Genomic DNA, 17,463 nt, shown 5'->3' with positions numbered 1-17,463 from the left:
TGATGAGGTAAATAAACGGTTCGGTTGATTAAAAAATAAGTTACATAAAACGTTTTGACAGCAATTCAACAACTTCTTGTACACTACTGATAAATTCTTTAATGCTATTCATCATTGACTCCGAATATAAAAACGTGATCCAGATCACTTAAGGCTATTTTAGCTTTCAGCGTGTTAATGTCAAGGTGATATATAAAATATATTTTAATTTTTAAACATATTTTTAAGCTGAAATGGCGTAAATGGGTTCAAGTGTATTTGCCTGCAAACCTACGAGAAATAATCATACAAAAATGAAATATGTGAAGGGATAAAAAGCATTAATTTCAATATGGTGTATGGTTAATCTTATAAAAGATAAAAGTTGATTGATAAAGGAATCTATCTCAATGATTACTTATGTTAACGGTCAGTTCTTACCTGAAGAACAAGCGTCTGTATCGGTTTTTGACCGGGGGTTTCTCTTCGCAGATGCCGTGTATGAAGTGACGGCCATTATCAATGGTAAGCTAATTGATTTTGAACATCACATGGCTCGTTTACAGCGCTCATGCAAGGAGCTACAACTTTTAATGCCTTGTAGCATAGCGGAGTTAAAACAGATTCATTTGCAGTTAATTCAACAAAATAGCTTACAAGAAGGGCTTATTTATTTACAACTGACTCGTGGTAATGCAAAAGTACGTGATTTTTTATATCCAGAGACAGGTACTAAGCCAACCTTAGTATTATTCGCACAACAGATGAATATTATTGATAGCGTAAAAGCTAAGACTGGAATTAAAGTGGTCACAGTGGAAGATATTCGTTGGCAACGTTGTGATATTAAAACGGTTTCATTGCTTGCGGCGTCAATGGCAAAAGAATTTGCTAGGCAGCAAGGCGCTGATGATGCTGTTTTTATTAAAGATGGTTATATTACAGAAGGAAGTTCTAGTAATTGTTTTATTGTGAATCGTGATAATCAACTACAAACTCGAGGCTTGAGTAATATAATTTTACCTGGAATTACTCGCCGGGCTGTTATTGAACTTGCTGGGGAGCAGGGAATAGAGCTTATTGAAAAGGCTTTTACACTAGATGATATGTTAGCAGCAAAAGAGGTATTTATTACTTCAGCGACAACATTAGTTTGGCCTATTGTAAAAGTAAATAATCAAGTTATTGGTAAAGGTGAGCCGGGAGAAATTGCAATCCGGCTACGTGAAATTTACCTACAAAAAACCCAATAAAATAAGCAGATATGGAGGTGAATTGATTATTTTATTTGCATAAATTCTTTAACAGAAGAAATCGATATCAATCCTTCTAATGCCTCAAGACTTTGCTCATGAAGCTCAGGTGTTGGGGCTGCGCATAAGTCTTCTAAAACTGTGACATAGTAACCTAAGTCATGAGCTTGTCTGGCACTACTTTGAATCGCTTTTACTGTACTGACTCCGCCAATAAATAGCTGTGTAATGTTATTATCCGTTAGCCATTTATTTAGCTGGTTACCAGCAAATGCGGATACACCTTTTTTAATCATTACTAGGTCGCGAAAATGAACTTCTAAGTCATTTACCCAATTACAGCCATTTTCACTTAATTTTAGAGCGCCTATGTTTTTAGCGTGCTGAAACATGGGGGAGCCGGCAGGTATATCATGGTAATTATCCGCAAAGCCAACTTTAACCCAAATAATCGGGATATTATGATTACGTGCATGGTTTGCTGCTTGGTTTGCTTTTTCGACTATTTTACGAGATTGAGTTTGTTGATAACTTGAGTTAGATAAGCCATTTTTACCAATTATTTCTTCGATAAGATCAATAATTATTAATGCATTGGACATTATTGCCTCTTTATATTGTAAGTATATTAACTTAAAGAGGCTATTGTAAAGGTTAAGTAGAAGCTATGCTGTTAAGTCAATAACATAATTGGATTTAGGGTAAGTCAATAATAAACCCGATACCCTTATCTTCTAATCCATCCGTTACTCTAATCACTGCGCCTATTTTTGTTGCTAAGTTATGGGCTATGGATAAGCCTAACCCACTCCCAATTTCCATTGTTCCCGGTACTCGATAGAAACGGGAAAAAATAAGCTGTCGACTTTCTTCGGGAATGCCGCGTCCATTATCTTGAACTAAAATAGTGGCACCAAAGGGAGTAAGGTCTTTTAGGGTAACTTTTATTTTCCCATCTTTAGGACAATATTTAATCGCATTTTCAATCAGGTTAGTAAAAATATTACTCAAAGCAAGCTTGTCGGTGAGTATATTAAAGGAATCAGAGCTTTGAAGCTCGACATCAATATTTTTGTTAATAGCATAAGGTACATGAGTGGCAATTAAGTTACTGATGAGCATAGGTAGGTCGATATTTTCTTTATTTAATAAGAAATCCTCAGTCTCTAAACGGGCAAGGTCAATTAGTTGATGGGAAAGTGACGCTGCACGATTTAATGTTTCTTGCATGTCATTAATAATTTCTTCTTTTTCTTTCGGATGGTCGATCTGCATTAATAAGTGTAATTGGGCGATAACGGCTGCAATCGGAGTACGCAATTCATGAGCAGCATCTGCCATAAAGCGTTTTTCTCGTTGGTTTGCGGCATCAACACGTGCCATTAAATTATTAATAGCAGCAATAATAGGGCGAATTTCTTTGTATTGTTCTTTGGTTTCTATCGGCGTTAAATTACCGGGCTGACGGCTAGAAATAAGTTTTGCGGATTGCCTTAAAGGACGCAGGCTAAAATATGCGGTAATTAACATAGCAAGTAGCATGATCCCTAAAATAAAAGCGAGAGGAATAGCCGTGCCTTCAGCAGGAGTACCTAACAAAGATTTTCTATCACTATAAGATTCAGCAATGACGATTTCAAACGTGTTATTTTTATTCCATGCAGAGGTAAAATGCCAATCTTTATGTAAAGCCGTTAGTTCGGCTACTGATTTAAGAGATGGGACAAGCAGTTTATCGTTATTGCGATAATAAACATTTCCTTGTTTATCCCTTACTAACATGAATGGGCGATAGCTTATATCATCCCCATTTTCCATGGCTTCCATATATAAGGCTTGTAAGCTATCAGCTATTTCATTGAATTGTTCAGGGTCATCGGAAACCACGCTGAGTGTTCTAGCGAAACCTTGTGTAATTATATTTTGTTGTTCATTTAATTCGTCATGAATAGCTGGCCAATAATAAAATTGTAACCAGCCAACTAATAACAACCATAAAAAAATGACAGAGGTAATTTGTAAACCGAATGTATAAATAAAAAATGATTTAACCTTCATGGCTGTACTTCTTTTTTAATAAGTAACCAATACCTCGGATAGTAATAATACGCTCTTTTCCTATTTTACGGCGCAGATTATGAATATGAACCTCTAAGGAGTTGCTTTCTATATCATCTACACCAAATAGACGTTGCTCTAAGTCGACTTTTCTAACAACGTTATCGGCATTTCTTATTAATTCATACAATAGTAAATATTCTTTACCAGATAGAAAAAGTAATTGACCATTAAGTGAAACTTGGTGATTAACTGGATTTAATTGTAGGTTATCTAATTGCCATATTTCAGACGAAAACCCAGCCATACGGCGGCTAACTGCTTTAACTCGAGAAATAAGCTCTGGCATTGCAAATGGTTTCGTCAAAAAATCGTCCGCCCCTGAATCTAAACTGGAAACCAAATTATCCATTTGATTTCTAGCCGTTAGAATAATAATTGGGATAGATTCCCCCGCATTACGCCATGCAATTAACTCCTGATGACCATCACCATCTGGCAAGCCTAAATCTAATAACATCAAATCAAAATTCCGAGAAGCGAGTTGTTGCTTTGCATCAGCCAGTAGTCGTACCCAACATGGATTAAATCCAGCAAGTTCAAGCCCTCGGCAAAGCGCCTTCCCCAGTTGGAGATCGTCTTCTACTAAAAGGATATTCATTTTATCACCTCTGCTTACAAGTATAAGCATTCAAACACTGACAAACAACATATCTAACTCTTGGCTTAACTAGATTTAAGCTTATCTTAAGGATAGTTTAACCGCCTTTTAAGGTATAAAAAAATAGTCTGTTTATGATTATCCTACATACTAAGAATAAGGGCATTAAAAATGAAAAAAACCTTATATGGAGTAGCAATATTCATTGTAATTATCCTGATAACATTGACTTTTATTACTAAAGATTATAATAAAATGCCAGTTGTAACTATTTCAAATCTAGCGATAAGTGAGATCTCAACTTGTACAGAACTAAAAAAATGTATTTCTCAAATTAAGATTGCAGATAATAAAAAAGATAAAACAAGTTTATTAAAAGTTATTAAGGATTTTTTAAGGAAAAAAATTTACTAATAATAAATGAATGTGATTACGGTATGAATGGGGCTCATGCTAAATACTGGGATAGGGCGTTATAACTTAATTGGAATATAGGCAAAAAGTAGGTTAACAGGCCAATGATTGGGATAAATAGCTTAACAAGCTTTAGTACGAATTTTAGCTTTATAAAAATAAAGGAATGAGTTAGTAGTAAACAGCATTCCTTTATTTAGGTACCGATTATTCTGTAATTTCTTCGGGAATCCAGCCGTCATCCATCCAAATTTCCTCCAATATTTCTTCAATACGAGTTTTATCCTCCGATATTTTTGTACCTGAAATATTTACACGTTGTTGAGAGCTAAAGCCAACTCGAGTGACCATATCTGGATACTGATTCTGTAGTTTACGTAAGATCTCAGACTCAAGAGCATGTAAAACAGTTGAACTTGGTTTCTGTGGTGCATTTTTATCAAATAACACTTCAATCCGTAACATAATGACCTCTAGCAAGGACTGTATTAATATACAGTATTTTTAAATGTATCAGTGTGAAAAGTCAATATCGATAAGTAAATATTTTATTGGTAAAAATAGAGTCAGAATAATATTAATATAAAACAAAAAGTTAATGTTACTTCTTTCGCTGCTTAGGGCAATAAACGGGTTGTCAGGCAACAAAAAATCCGTATTCTTAAGAAAAAACAGGGTTTATTAAAGTGAGTTTAGTCTAAATGTTACGATCTAGCCGTATGTCGAGGGAAAATATTGAGGAAATAAATGCCATTAATCAACTTTATGATAAGGCATTTCCTTTGTACGAACAGAGAAGTTATCAAGGGCGTAAAGCAGTATTAGGCCAAGATGACTATTACTTATATTACTTTGCTAATAGCTCTATTTTTGTTGGTTTTATAGGTTGCTGGAAAATTAATGATTATTTCTATATTGAGCACTTTGCTATTTCCGCAGAATTAAGAGGGCAAGGATATGGCCAAAAAGTATTGAAACAATTTTGCGGGAATGTAGGTAAAGTTATTCTTGAAATTGACCCTGTAATTGATGAGATAAGCAAAAAAAGGCTCAATTTTTATCAACATTGCGGGTTTCAACGAAATCGATACTCGCATACTCATCCAAGCTATTACCCAGAAAATAAGCCTCATCAGCTCGAAGTATTAAGTTATCCTAGCGCCATTAGTGATGACGCATATCGGCTTTTTGCTCATCAGTTACAACAGACGATTATGGATAATTCGTTGTTATAATAAGGGTACCTAGATAGTTTTAACTCGGTTATAGTAGTAAATGAGTTCTGGGTCATTATCGTCTAGGTTATCAATATAGCCGCTAGGAACAAAGCCAGTTTTCTCAAGGAGCTTTTGTGTAGCCAGATTTGACTGATTAGTCGATGTGAAAATTTTATCCGTTTTGCTTTGCTCTTTTAATTTATTAATCAGTATATGACCAAAGCCTTGACGCCGATATTTGTTATTTACCATTAATAATTCAATAAAACCATGTGAATAAAAATGATGGGTTAATACACCATAAGCCAATATTTCATCATTTGCTTCTAATACAAAACACGCATTTTGCTTTACCCACTGCGTGATTTCCAGCAGTCTTTCTGGTGTTGCTACAGTATCAATAAGAAAAATAGCGCTCACATCATGAGATGTGGTTAATCTGAAATTTATATTCATTAGCTATTGTGAGCCTGCCTTTGTGTAAATGGAATCACAGTTTAGTCTTTAGTCGCATGAAATCAATAGGTTGTTATCAATCTATAGAATTATTGTTTTTGGTGACAAGACCGATTATATGATTAAAATAGCAAATAAACACGGCTATAACTATGAGTATTGAAAGCTATAGCGGGTATTAATATCCCCTGATTAACTCACCAACAGATGAATCAATAGCGGATTCGATACGCCAACGCTTTATGGATATGTTCCCAAAATATCTATCGATAAGATTGATTTTTAACATTTTTCTCTCACCTTGATCTTGTTTTTAGTACTGTTCTAATTATTTTCACTGTATCGGCTATTGTTAAGTTTAAATACTTACTGTATTTGTATTAATAAAATCTAATATGGTTAAAAACAATATTACAAGATAAGGGGGCTGACAGATGATTAAACTGGAAATAAAACAATAAAAACGCGCCTTATACAATGTAGACCGTTTTTATTGTGAGAGTAAAAAAAACAAGGAATAAGTCAGTTATTTTACAGGTGGTACTTTTACATCTAGGTCATATAGCCTTAGTATTGAAGGAGCATCATCTACTTCTGAAAACTTAAGCTTCACTTTAGATGCCGCTCTTTTGGGAATACTAATATCACTTTGAACCCCATTTAAATAAGATGTAAACCCATCTTGGTCTAAGATATAAATATTATTTTTATCATCAAAATTTGTTAAGCGAATTGCTGACTCTGATTTATTTTTTATAGCTAATGTCAGCAGATACTCAGTATCAGCAGTTTTTTCAGATTTTAATACTTTTATCTCAGTGTATTTATTCAGGTTTTCCAAGTCGTAAATGATAATAGCACCATCAACGCTGCTCCCAGAAGCTCTCCCTTCATCAATACCTTCCTTGAATCCGGATAGTGCATCTTTACTTGAACTTGTTATTGATGATGTTATTGATTTCATGCCATCTTTAATGAGGCTAGTGTCATTGTTACTATCAGAGAGAGCGTATGTGGATATAAGTAAAAACATATATGCTAATTTTTTCATTGGTACCCCAAAAAGTTTTTTCAAATTATAGCAATAGCATATGATAAATATATTATGTAATGAGTAGTCTTATTCTTAGATTAATCAGTTGAACAGTCAGCTGTTTTTGAAATGCTCGCATTTTTTCGACACATTGGTTTATTATGTTGGATATTCAAGTTCCTACACCTAGTCACATTTAAATAAGCGGAGCTATGTAGAATTTAAAAAGATGCTCACCTAACTAATTAGTCTGAACTTACTAAACCACTAAGGTATTTTTTGTTCTTTTGGGGGGCTTGATTCTGAATATCGAATATAATGCAGATCTTTGGTTACGGAATTGTCTTATTATTTTACTCAATATAGGAGTTTAAAATCATTAACGGATTTAATACTTTTATATGATGGAGTATTACATGAGTAAAATTAAATTTATCCCTGCTATTATTTTAGCTTCTATTTTCATGGCACAGCCTTCACTGGCCGCTAAAACAGATACTTATAACTGTGAAGGTCAGAAAATTAAAGCGTCATTCCCAAATGATAAAATCGCAGTAATCTTATATTCCGGTGAAATTATAGTCTTGAATGAGGCACCAAGTGCAAGTGGTGCAAGATATACGGGTGAAAGCTTTCAATTGTGGTCTAAAGGTAAGAATGAATTTAATTTAGCAACCATATCAGAGGATGATATTGTAAACGGAAAAACCTCTGACGATAAAGGCCGTACGTGTAAATTGGTTAAATAAATTCAATTACTTTATCAATAACCTTAGTAATAAGGACTACTCTATTAAGAGCCCCCAATTACTGGGGGCTTTATTCGGTCGTGTAAAATCTTACCTGTCTATAGACCTAATTGAAAAGTATTCTAAACTAGCCTAGTCAAGGCGAAAATTTCACGTTTTGAAGCACTAGGGTTACCCAGCCGACTAGGCGTTGAACTCATCGACTAAAAACATAAACTAATGGCTACGAATATTTTAGTGATACTGGTATGGGTATTTTATATCATCATTTGGTAGTTTATTAAAATCAATAATGTGTTGATCAAAATCGATCACATTACTTTGCCCTTTGCAATCATTATTGGATAGCATTTTACATGTGGGTTTTATATTATTAGCATTAATACCCAACCACTCTGCAAATAATTGAAATAAATTAAGCCCATTTCTTTGTGCTGATATTATTTCACGGTCAACAGAATTAGAAGATGTAATAAATAAAGGGACTTCAAAATTTTGTTTACGTTTATCACCATGAATTAAATCTTGTTGATTATCAATAAAAGACAGACCGTGATCTGCAAAATAGAGCATAGACCACGAGTTTTTACTCTTTAATAATTCTGAATATATCTGAGACAGTAGTAGATCAGTGTTTTTTATACTTTGTACGTAGCAAGATAAATCTTTGCTTTTATAAAACTGCTGATATGAATTTGAAATTCTCACACAAAATGGTGAATGGCTACCAATCAAATGGATCACAATCAGTTTTTTCTGGAAAGTTCTTAGTACTGCCACTGAACTAGGACAAGAAGAATCTGAACATGTGGAGGAAATAGTAAAAAAGCCATAGAAGCTCAAAAGTGGTTTACTGAGTTTGGGCGCTACAAGGCGGTAAAGCCAAGTGGAAGAGAATATAATTAGAGCTTCCCGATATCCCGGTCCTTAAATTTAATGGTGCTACTAACGAGCTTTTAATTACCCACAGTGTTATTAGTCGCAACTGTCGACATGCTGTAATGACCGCCTGCCTATACCTTTATCCCTCTGAGATATCGACCATTATCTTTGTTAAAGCTTACCGCGATAAGTTGTAGAGAGTTTTATGTGGCTATTTTTCACTTGATGAGCAATTCCGTGAAGAATAGTTGAAAGAGCAGGAAATGAAGGGGAAAAATAGGGCACAGGCTCTAGGGTTATTGTGTATGGGCGGTGTTTTGGTGTTATACAGGCCGGTCTTTAAGGGATTTTTCAATGTTGTTATTTATAGTGTATGTACTATTTTTAATTATTATCTTGGTGTTTAACTCTGTTATAACGCATGATTGGTGTAATTTTTTGTTGTAACTTATGTGGTTATTTCATGCTCAAATAGGAAAAGAGCCATATAATTAATAAAACGTGAAATTATTAAAAATAATAGGTCATCTATGAATAAGTGTATAAATGGTTTGTTGTCGGCGGTGGCATTAATACTAGGAGGAATTATAGCTACTTCTCATGCTAATGATTTACGTGTACCTGTGGGAGCAATCGGGTATTTAGGTGAGGTTTCCCCACCTGTGCGTACTGTTTATTTTGAACAGGTTTTAAATAACAGTGATATACTTCCAAATTTCCCATTTATTGAGTTGATTACATGGAAGTGGAGGGAAGGTCCTGATTCAGCATTTGTCTACTATCCTCAAGAAGGAGCCTATGGGATCTCGTTATTTAATGAATTTGATGAGAGCAACCGTATAATATTATTGATAAATGGGGTGTTTTCCACTACATACGCTAGATATAATATTCCTTATGATTGGAGTTCAGGAGTGCGCTGGGAAACTGCATCGTTTTCATTAAGGCATTCTAAAATAAGCTCATCAAAAGGTATGTACCATGTGCCGTACGGTATAAACTATAGTGGTTATTTTGATTTTGGGCTCGAACCTAAGTCAGGTACACCTGGAGTTTTATATACTACTTTTACTCACCCCGCTAAATTTACAGGTGTTATAACAAGTTATTCAGCATATGCTCCACAGCCCTTAAAAAAAGGGCGCTACCTTGCAGATGATACTATTATGATGGCCCACCGAAATGGGTATGGAGATGGATACCCTAAAGATAAATCTGAAGCGGTATTTATTGGTGAGCATCAGTACATGGGGATATTTGTTGTTGATACATGTAAAGTATCCGCAATAACAAACACGAAGATTGATTTCGGGGTACAGTTAGCGGGGACTTATCCAAGTCCTAAGAATTTAGCTAATGCTCTTGCTCAGGTTAATGTTAATTGTCCAGATACTGGTAAGTATTTGATCTCTATTAAGCCAAACAATGCTCTAGTGGATGGAAATTATACTGGAATGGTGCTGGACCCGTTAGATGGAAATTCAGATGATTTGCCTTATATAGCCACATCGATTGATGCGACTGCTAAAGGTGATGAAGTTTGTATTGCTGACTCTTCTCAAGCCATTAATTATACGAAAAGTAAGCAGGTTTATAGCTCCGTTGGGGGAAATTTTATCCAAGGGTTAAACTTTGCTTTATGCGTTAATGGAAAAATAGCTCCAGGAAAATACCGCGGTAGCTTAGATGTCAATTTTCTGGTTGAATAATACAGTTTCTGTATAGCTTATATTCCGCATTAGGTCGCTTATGCGGCCTTTTTGTTCACTTCAATTTGTACTCTTGCTAACCTAATACTCAGTGGGAATCTATCACTTCTAGGCTTGTAATCTTAATACGCTTCTTAATTGGGGATTTTGGCTTTATTTTGGTCTTTACGGTTAGTTACCATGAATTAAAACCAGCAGGGGAACGTGAAGCAAATCTTATTAAGTACTTTTTTGTATTAGGTTCATTCCTATCAATGTCTGCAAATAAACACTAATACGCCAGCTTGAGTGGTTGGGGCACTTTGATATTGAAATAGAAACTATTGCGATGGAGTTTTACCCCCATTTTACCCCGCTTAAAATTTAGGCATAAAAAAACCAACCTTAAGCGGTTGGTTTCTCTATAAAAAGTTGGTCGGCATGATAGGATTTGAACCTACGACCCCCGACACCCCATGACGGTGCGCTACCAAGCTGCGCTACATGCCGAACTTTGTTTTATACTACTCAATTTGTCTCTAAAAGCAATAGACTAATGATACGACTGGTTGATATTTAAGCATTAATTCTCATTAAAACGCTTTAATTCTGTGAAAATTTTCAACAGCTCAGCCAAATCTGGTTTTTCGTCTTTTTCGATAGCCCCTTGCTTATCGTAGATATTAAACTGACCATTATGATCCATATAGAGCGTGGCGGTATCGGTAGTAATAACGACATCATCATTGTCACCAGTGATCACCCATGGATAAACGCGTTGATTACTAAACAAATCCTCACCCTGACTATAATCATCAGGCGGGTTGTTTACATGTAATAAACGCTGCATTAACGTGGTCATGACATCTTGATGGCTTGTAAGCTTATCAATCTGTTGAGCGGGTGTATTTGGCCAATAAATAAATAATGGCACTTGCATTTTGTCACGATTGAAGCGTTTATTATTCAACCATTCATTTTCTGCTTTTCCATTGTTATTGTAATTTGCAGTCACGATAACAATGGTATTTTGTAAGCGACCATCACGTTTTAATGTAGCCATCACACTGTTAATTTGTTCATTGGTTTTTGCGCTACCAGGGGCCCCTTTAATATTAAGGAAAGAGAACCAAGGGGAATCGTGTTTCAAATTACTTAGCCAGTGATTCCATTGTGAGATGGTTAAATTGTCGTTATCTGCAGTTTTTGCAGGTAACGAGTAGTCAGATAAAATAGCTTGCCTAAATAAAGGTGAATTGAATCCATCGGTCGAGAATAAACCAAATTGATAACCTTGGTGTTGCAGAGCCGAAATTAAAGCGGATGGATGCCTACCGTTTAAAATGTTATCAAAATAAGTTGATGATATTCCATAGAATAAGCCAAATAATGCGGTATCGTTACGCAAACCCGTTGTATAGTGGTTGGTAAATTGCGTACTAATCTCTTTAAACGCATTAAGTGAATTCATTGAATCCTGCTGGGACTTGTCCCCGAGGTCATCAATCACTAACAACAATAAGTTATAGCCAGCACCTTGGTCATAGTAACTTAACGGTTTTAGTGGGTAGTTTAGTTTCAATGCCGTAGGGCTACCTTGTTGGAATACGCGGTTTTGATGTTCGGTTAAGTTTAATAAACCATACTTATCAAGTAGCTTACGTGCCGTCATTGGTTGCGATAATGGGTAATTATAGCGTTGCATAGTAATAGGGCGATAAAAATTGGCATCAGCCCAAGCATACATAAGGTGTGACATAATAAAAGTCACAATAAAAATACTCGCAAGCGGCTTACCAAAAGTTTGCCGGTTTAGGCTACGAAGTTTTTGCCAGCTCCAAGTGGCAAATAGCATCTCAAGTAGAAAGATAATAGGGATGCTAATAAACATTAACTGCCATTCACGGGCCATCTCCCCCTTGGTTGGGTTGATGACGAGATCCCAAACTTGTGGTGTTAGGTGAAGGCCGAACTGACTAAAAACACGTATATCAAAAATTAACAGTGTCATCCCTGCTGTCGCAAGGGCAACACAAAGTAGCCTCAGTAGCCTCTGAGACATCACAATAAAGGTCAGTGGAAAAATAATGAGTAGGTAAGCGGCAAAGACCACAAAACTAAAATGACCTAACCAACTGACGAAAGCATAAACACGACCAGTTAAGGTATCTGGCCAATCAAAAATAAACAGATAGCTACTGCTTAGTACAAGACTAAGCAGTATATTGAATAGTGCAAACCAGTGTCCCCAACCAATCATGGCAGAGACTTTGTCACGGTAGCGCAGGTGGGTGACCATACTGTTTATTTCATTAATCAATTAGTGTGATTGATCTTCTTTAACAGAAGAAAGTAATGCGTTTGCAAAGGATTCTGCAATCATTTTACGTTGCGCTGGCGCAACAGAAGTATTGAGCAGATTCGTTACCATATTACCTAACACCATAAGGGAAAGGTCAACAGGTGTATGGTTTTTTTCTAACACACTCACGAGGTCAGAAAGTAAACCTTCAACTTTTTCATCACTATAGCGAGATGATTGTGGCATAAATTGAGACATCCTAAATTAATGAAAGCTCCATATCATAGCGTATAGCTGCTGTTTTTTCTTCTTTCTTCGCAACAAATTTTCGTTTAAGTGATAATAATGTTTATTCAGATTCGTAAAGTGCGTATTAGTTCAGCATTTTGAGGTTGAAAAAAGAACAAATGATAGTTTCTATTGCAGAGTGATAATATCAGTGTTTGAATACGCGCGACAATATTTCTGCTATAAAAAAGGAGCCAACAATGAGTCTGGAAATTACCCAGATAGCTTTACATCAGTTGATTAAGCGGGATGAACAAACCCTTGAGGTGATGTTACGGGATTCTTTATTAACAGCGGATGATGTCGTACAGGACATGATGGCAGAATTACACCGAGTCTATAGTGCAAAAAGTAAAGCATTCGGTGAGTTTAATGAAGAAAGTGAACTGGCTGATGCTTTAAAGTTACTGCGTAAAGGTGAAGAAGAGTTTTTAGGTTTCAGCCGTGCGATGACGGTACGTTTAAAGGATGAACTCGCTAAATACCCTTTTGCTGAAGGGGGGATCGTTCTTTTCTGTCAGTATCGCTACCTTGCTGTTGAATATCTTTTGATTTCAGTTTTGAGTAGTTGCGATAGCATGTTTGTCACGGACACTTTAGATTTAGGAACGACACATTATTTAGATATACCTCATGCGGATATTGTCGCTCGTATTGATTTAACCGAGTGGGAAACAAACCCTGAATCAAAACGTTATTTAACCTTTTTAAAAGGGCGGGTAGGGCGTAAGGTCTCTGATTTCTTTATGGATTTCTTGGCGGCTTCTGAAGGGTTAAACGCAAAAGTACAAAATAAGGGGTTAGTTCAAGCGTTAGATGATTTTTGTGACAATGCTCAAATGGATAAAAATACGCGCCAAGCGTACCGCCAGCAAGTCCATAGTTATTGTACTGAACAACTTCAATCAGGCGAGGAAATTGAATTGCAGGCATTGGCAAAAGAGTTGCCAATGGTGGAAGAGCAAAGCTTTGATGATTTCGCACGTCAAAATGATTATCAACTAGAAGAAAGTTTTCCTGCTGATAGAGGAACACTAAAGCAACTGACCAAATTTTCAGGAAGTGGAGGGGGGATCACTATCAGTTTCGATGCTATGTTGATGGGGGAGCGTATTTTTTGGGACCCAGTAACTGATACATTAACTATTCGTGGTACCCCACCTAATTTGCGTGACCAGTTACAACGACGTGGTAGTAAGTAAAATTACTGAAGGGAAATTAGTTCTTTGCCAGAATAGCGAAAGCTAAAAATAAATACCCTAGAAATAAATAACGCCGCAATTGCGGCGTTATTTACTCGGCGTCCCGAAATTTCTAAAGCTCGGCTGTGGGCTTTAATTAAGCGCGCAGGAAGTCAATGTGCGTCACTTTTGGCTTAAATGGGTGACGTTGAACAGCCTGAACTTTTACTTTAGTTTCTTTACCATCGATAACCAGATTCAGAACTTCGTAAAATTCTGCTTTGCTTTCTTGGTTAATGATTTCATCGTGGTTTAAAGTCACAGAGATAGGCTCTTGGTTGCCACCGTAAACGATAGCTGGAAGTTGGTTATCTCTGCGCAGGCGGCGGCTCGCACCCTTACCCTGCTCTTTACGTTCAATTGCATTGATAGTTAACATTACTATTTCTCTATAAAAAGAAAAGATAAATCCTGCTACAGGCGACCCAGCAGCAGGTTCGAGATTTGGCCTAAGAATATTTCATTCAGAGAATGTGATATATGAAGGCGGGCGGCATTTTAACGAAAAATCCGCCATCCAGCAATCATTAAGATCGCCTTAGCTTTAAGATAGGCTGTCAGCAACGCGAAAACGCCCTTGATAATCGAAGATTTTTTCACGTATTTCCCAATAGCGTTCTTTTTTCCGAGCCACGATAAATTGTGGATAACGTAATAATGATTGTTGTAATAAAATATCATTAGCATTATTCCACTTAAATGGAACTCCAGGCGCACGTTGATGTTCGCGTAAAAATCGAAATTCAAAGGCTTGTCGCTGAGCTGGTGTTGTTAAACGAAACCTTTCAGAAACGCTGGTTCCGTCCTCATCATAATAATTAATCTTAAGCCATTCACCTTTTGCATCATGCCCTGTCAACAGTTGCATCCCACCGCAACGTAAAATTAGGGCATCCTTTAATTTAAGTGCAGCTTTTAGCATATCATCAGGGTCAGTGAGGACTTCTTGGCATTGTTGGCAACGACGTGCGGCAATATCATTTTCTGCGCCACAATGGGGGCACTGTTTAAATCGAAAACGGAATTCACATTGTTGTTTTTGTCCGTGTTGATTTTCTTCCCAACCTTGGCAGCGACGACCATAGTGTTCGATAATTTGCCCATCAGAAGTGCATTTCCCCCAAAAAGTATTGGCAAATTGGCATAATGGGCAAAAAACTTGCACGGGTACACTCGTTGAATTGGGTTTACTTGAGCCGACTTCCGGTCGAAATAGGTCATGAGGGTTGCCTGCATAATCTAAAATGAGGCATTTTGTTTTCCCGGTGGCAAGTCGCAGGCCTCTGCCGACAATTTGTTGATACAAGCTTACGGATTCGGTAGGGCGTAAAATAGCTATTACATCAACATGGGGGGCATCGAAGCCCGTGGTTAATACAGAAACATTGACTAAATAATGTAATTGCTTGTTTTTGAAACGTTGAATGATGTCTTGCCTATCAGCAGCGGGGGTATCTGCCGTCACAAGCGCAGCCGTATTTTTAGGTAGATAACCCAGTATTTCCTTTGCATGTTCTACTGTTGCCGCAAAAATCATACAGCCTTGTAATGGCGATGCATACTCAACAATTTGAGAAACGATTTTTGGCGTGATCCTTTGTTGCCTTTTAAGTGATAAATTGAGCTCTTGTTCATTAAAAATACCAGATGAGCTCAGTGAAACCTGACTAAAGTCATATTGCAAAACGGGCATATCCAACCGTTCAGGAGGGACGAGAAACTTATTTTTAATCATATAATGTAGTGGCAATTCATAAATACATTCACGGAAAAAACAGTTTTCATCGCCCCGTACCATACCATGATAGTGGTACTGGTAAATCCAGCCACTGGCAAGCCTATAAGGCGTCGCTGTTAACCCCAAAATACGTAACGTAGGGTTATGAATTTGTAAGGCTTGAATAATTTGCTGGTATTGGCTTTTGTCATTCAGGCTGATACGGTGGCATTCATCAATGATAATTAAAGAAAAGTGAGTATTGAAAGCATCAAGGTTCCGGGCAACCGATTGTACACTCCCAAATACGACCTTACTTTGTGAATCTTTTTGATTCAGTCCAGCGGCAAAAATATCAGCCTGTAAGCCATAAGCGAGGTATTTTCCATGGTTTTGCTCAACGAGTTCTTTAACATGGGCTAACACAAGAACACGACCACGCGCAAGGCGAGCTAACTCTGCGATGACTAAGCTTTTCCCCGCGCCAGTAGGTAGAACAATAACCGCAGGTTGGGTGTGCTTGCGGAAATAATGCACTGTTGCATCAACGGCTTCTTGTTGATAAGGACGTAAAACAAAAGACATATTATTCAGTATAGAGTTAATAAGTTGGGAAAAAGGCGTTAAATTTAATTTAAAACCATGGCTCTGTCTAAAGATCTGAGTTGCTGCTAGGAAACTATCCCTTCACTAGGGTTATTGATATAATGAATTATGTGATAATAATCACAGCAACCTTTCATTCTATATTCTGACAGTTGAGTGCTATTGTACGCCTCACTGGTATTCCATCAAGTTAAGAGAATCTATGCGACTGGATAAATTTTTGTCCCAGCAATTAGGGATAAGCCGCAGTTTGGTAGCGCGTGAATTACGCTCAGGGCTGGTGACAGTTGATGATGTAATCGTCAAATCGGGAGCCTTTCAAGTTACGACCGACCATGAAGTCGCTTATGATGGCAATGTTCTTGTGCAAGTAACGGGGCCTCGTTACTTTATGTTGCATAAACCCCAAGGGTATATTTGCTCGACAGATGACCCAACGCATCCCACTATACTTTATTTTATCGATGAGCCGCTCGCTCAAAAACTTCATTCAGCAGGGCGCTTAGATATTGATACGACAGGGTTAGTATTGCTAACTGATGATGGGCAATGGTCTCATCGGATTACATCACCAAAACATCATTGTGAGAAAACCTATCGTGTGCAATTAAGTGACGATATCGCAAATGGCGTGGCTGCACAGTTTGAGCAAGGTGTAATGCTTAACGGTGAAAAAACCGTCACTAAGCCAGCCAAACTTGAAATCATTAGTCCACGTGATGTTAGATTGACGATTAGCGAAGGGCGCTACCATCAGGTAAAACGTATGTTTGCAGCGGTGGGTAACCATGTTTGCGGCTTGCATCGGGAACGAGTCGGGGAAATATGGCTCGATGATTCGCTTGAGCCCGGTGAGTATCGGCCGTTAACTGAAGCTGAAATTAACAGTATTAATGTATCACGTAAATAAAATGCAGGA

The 17,463-nt window shown here is 37.0% G+C and carries 18 protein-coding genes and 1 tRNA gene; 7 read left to right on the top strand and 12 right to left on the bottom strand.

The window, feature by feature from the left end:
• Nucleotides 1–383: 383 nt before the first annotated feature.
• Nucleotides 384–1,232: a D-amino-acid transaminase gene (locus ACPEH5_RS12740; RefSeq protein WP_131681006.1), complete on the top strand. Its 849-nt coding sequence runs from the start codon at nt 384–386 to the stop codon at nt 1,230–1,232.
• A gap of 26 nt (nt 1,233–1,258) precedes the next feature.
• On the opposite strand, the gene ACPEH5_RS12735 is transcribed toward ACPEH5_RS12740, so the two are convergent.
• From ACPEH5_RS12735 to ACPEH5_RS12725, 3 genes are all read right to left on the bottom strand, one after another.
• Nucleotides 1,259–1,834, bottom strand: a complete 576-nt coding sequence (locus ACPEH5_RS12735; protein ID WP_042844391.1) for a cysteine hydrolase family protein — start codon at nt 1,832–1,834, stop codon at nt 1,259–1,261.
• Between the two features lie 94 nt (nt 1,835–1,928).
• A complete protein-coding gene (locus tag ACPEH5_RS12730) occupies nt 1,929–3,290 on the bottom strand; it encodes a sensor histidine kinase (protein WP_048607474.1) in 1,362 nt (453 codons plus the stop codon).
• Nucleotides 3,280–3,951 carry a response regulator gene (locus ACPEH5_RS12725; protein WP_042844387.1) on the bottom strand — a complete coding sequence of 224 codons (672 nt, stop codon included), beginning with the start codon at nt 3,949–3,951 and terminating at the stop codon, nt 3,280–3,282. Before ACPEH5_RS12725 ends, ACPEH5_RS12730 begins: the two co-directional genes overlap by 11 nt.
• Before the next feature lie 171 nt (nt 3,952–4,122).
• On the opposite strand from ACPEH5_RS12725, the gene ACPEH5_RS12720 reads away from it, so the two are divergent.
• Nucleotides 4,123–4,365, top strand: a complete 243-nt coding sequence (locus tag ACPEH5_RS12720; protein WP_210814214.1) for a hypothetical protein — start codon at nt 4,123–4,125, stop codon at nt 4,363–4,365.
• 207 nt (nt 4,366–4,572) lie between these two features.
• Here ACPEH5_RS12720 and ACPEH5_RS12715 read toward each other — a convergent pair whose 3' ends face one another.
• Nucleotides 4,573–4,830 (bottom strand): DinI-like family protein, encoded by a 258-nt coding sequence (locus tag ACPEH5_RS12715; RefSeq protein ID WP_131680985.1) that lies wholly within the window; start codon nt 4,828–4,830, stop codon nt 4,573–4,575.
• A gap of 236 nt (nt 4,831–5,066) precedes the next feature.
• Between ACPEH5_RS12715 and ACPEH5_RS12710 the strand changes: the two genes are divergently transcribed.
• Complete coding sequence (locus tag ACPEH5_RS12710) at nt 5,067–5,600, top strand: GNAT family N-acetyltransferase (RefSeq protein ID WP_129466085.1); 534 nt, start codon at nt 5,067–5,069, stop codon at nt 5,598–5,600.
• Nucleotides 5,601–5,609: 9 nt separating this feature from the next.
• On the opposite strand, the gene ACPEH5_RS12705 is transcribed toward ACPEH5_RS12710, so the two are convergent.
• A complete protein-coding gene (locus ACPEH5_RS12705) occupies nt 5,610–6,038 on the bottom strand; it encodes a GNAT family N-acetyltransferase (RefSeq protein ID WP_042844383.1) in 429 nt (142 codons plus the stop codon).
• 526 nt (nt 6,039–6,564) lie between these two features.
• Nucleotides 6,565–7,089, bottom strand: a complete 525-nt coding sequence (locus ACPEH5_RS12700) for a hypothetical protein (protein WP_042844382.1) — start codon at nt 7,087–7,089, stop codon at nt 6,565–6,567.
• A 398-nt stretch (nt 7,090–7,487) separates the two neighbouring features.
• On the opposite strand from ACPEH5_RS12700, the gene ACPEH5_RS12695 reads away from it, so the two are divergent.
• A complete protein-coding gene (locus ACPEH5_RS12695) occupies nt 7,488–7,820 on the top strand; it encodes an MliC family protein (RefSeq protein ID WP_210814216.1) in 333 nt (110 codons plus the stop codon).
• Between the two features lie 234 nt (nt 7,821–8,054).
• Here the strand turns inward: ACPEH5_RS12695 and ACPEH5_RS12690 are convergent, their stop codons facing one another.
• Nucleotides 8,055–8,600: a sulfatase-like hydrolase/transferase gene (locus ACPEH5_RS12690; protein WP_226619092.1), complete on the bottom strand. Its 546-nt coding sequence runs from the start codon at nt 8,598–8,600 to the stop codon at nt 8,055–8,057.
• Nucleotides 8,601–9,232: 632 nt separating this feature from the next.
• Here ACPEH5_RS12690 and ACPEH5_RS12685 point away from each other — a divergent pair.
• The gene (locus tag ACPEH5_RS12685) at nt 9,233–10,411 is read left to right on the top strand and encodes a hypothetical protein (RefSeq protein WP_166686842.1); all 1,179 of its coding nucleotides are present in this window, start codon (nt 9,233–9,235) and stop codon (nt 10,409–10,411) included.
• A gap of 412 nt (nt 10,412–10,823) precedes the next feature.
• Here the strand turns inward: ACPEH5_RS12685 and ACPEH5_RS12680 are convergent.
• The 3 genes from ACPEH5_RS12680 to ACPEH5_RS12670 form a co-directional block, all read right to left on the bottom strand.
• A tRNA-Pro gene (locus ACPEH5_RS12680) sits at nt 10,824–10,900 on the bottom strand.
• A gap of 73 nt (nt 10,901–10,973) precedes the next feature.
• The gene (yejM, locus tag ACPEH5_RS12675; protein ID WP_042843396.1) at nt 10,974–12,689 is read right to left on the bottom strand and encodes an LPS biosynthesis-modulating metalloenzyme YejM; all 1,716 of its coding nucleotides are present in this window, start codon (nt 12,687–12,689) and stop codon (nt 10,974–10,976) included.
• Between the two features lie 21 nt (nt 12,690–12,710).
• On the bottom strand, nt 12,711–12,938 hold the full coding sequence (locus ACPEH5_RS12670; RefSeq protein WP_004911940.1) for a YejL family protein: 228 nt from the start codon (nt 12,936–12,938) through the stop codon (nt 12,711–12,713).
• Nucleotides 12,939–13,180: 242 nt separating this feature from the next.
• Between ACPEH5_RS12670 and yejK the strand changes: the two genes are divergently transcribed.
• Nucleotides 13,181–14,182 (top strand): nucleoid-associated protein YejK, encoded by a 1,002-nt coding sequence (gene yejK, locus ACPEH5_RS12665; RefSeq protein WP_042843397.1) that lies wholly within the window; start codon nt 13,181–13,183, stop codon nt 14,180–14,182.
• A gap of 136 nt (nt 14,183–14,318) precedes the next feature.
• On the opposite strand, the gene rplY is transcribed toward yejK, so the two are convergent.
• Nucleotides 14,319–14,600, bottom strand: a complete 282-nt coding sequence (gene rplY, locus ACPEH5_RS12660) for a 50S ribosomal protein L25 (RefSeq protein WP_042843399.1) — start codon at nt 14,598–14,600, stop codon at nt 14,319–14,321.
• A gap of 165 nt (nt 14,601–14,765) precedes the next feature.
• Nucleotides 14,766–16,523 (bottom strand): DEAD/DEAH box helicase, encoded by a 1,758-nt coding sequence (locus tag ACPEH5_RS12655; protein WP_131680740.1) that lies wholly within the window; start codon nt 16,521–16,523, stop codon nt 14,766–14,768.
• A 223-nt stretch (nt 16,524–16,746) separates the two neighbouring features.
• Here ACPEH5_RS12655 and rsuA point away from each other — a divergent pair, with 223 nt between their 5' ends.
• The gene (gene rsuA / locus ACPEH5_RS12650; protein WP_129466080.1) at nt 16,747–17,454 is read left to right on the top strand and encodes a 16S rRNA pseudouridine(516) synthase RsuA; all 708 of its coding nucleotides are present in this window, start codon (nt 16,747–16,749) and stop codon (nt 17,452–17,454) included.
• The last annotated feature ends 9 nt before the right edge of the window (nt 17,455–17,463 follow it).

It is taken from the genome of Providencia sp. NPDC089933 (assembly GCF_049545585.1).
GTDB lineage: Bacteria > Pseudomonadota > Gammaproteobacteria > Enterobacterales > Enterobacteriaceae > Providencia > Providencia huashanensis.
The sequence above is the reverse complement of the archived record's forward strand: the minus strand, read 5'-3'. Positions and strand labels throughout refer to the sequence as shown.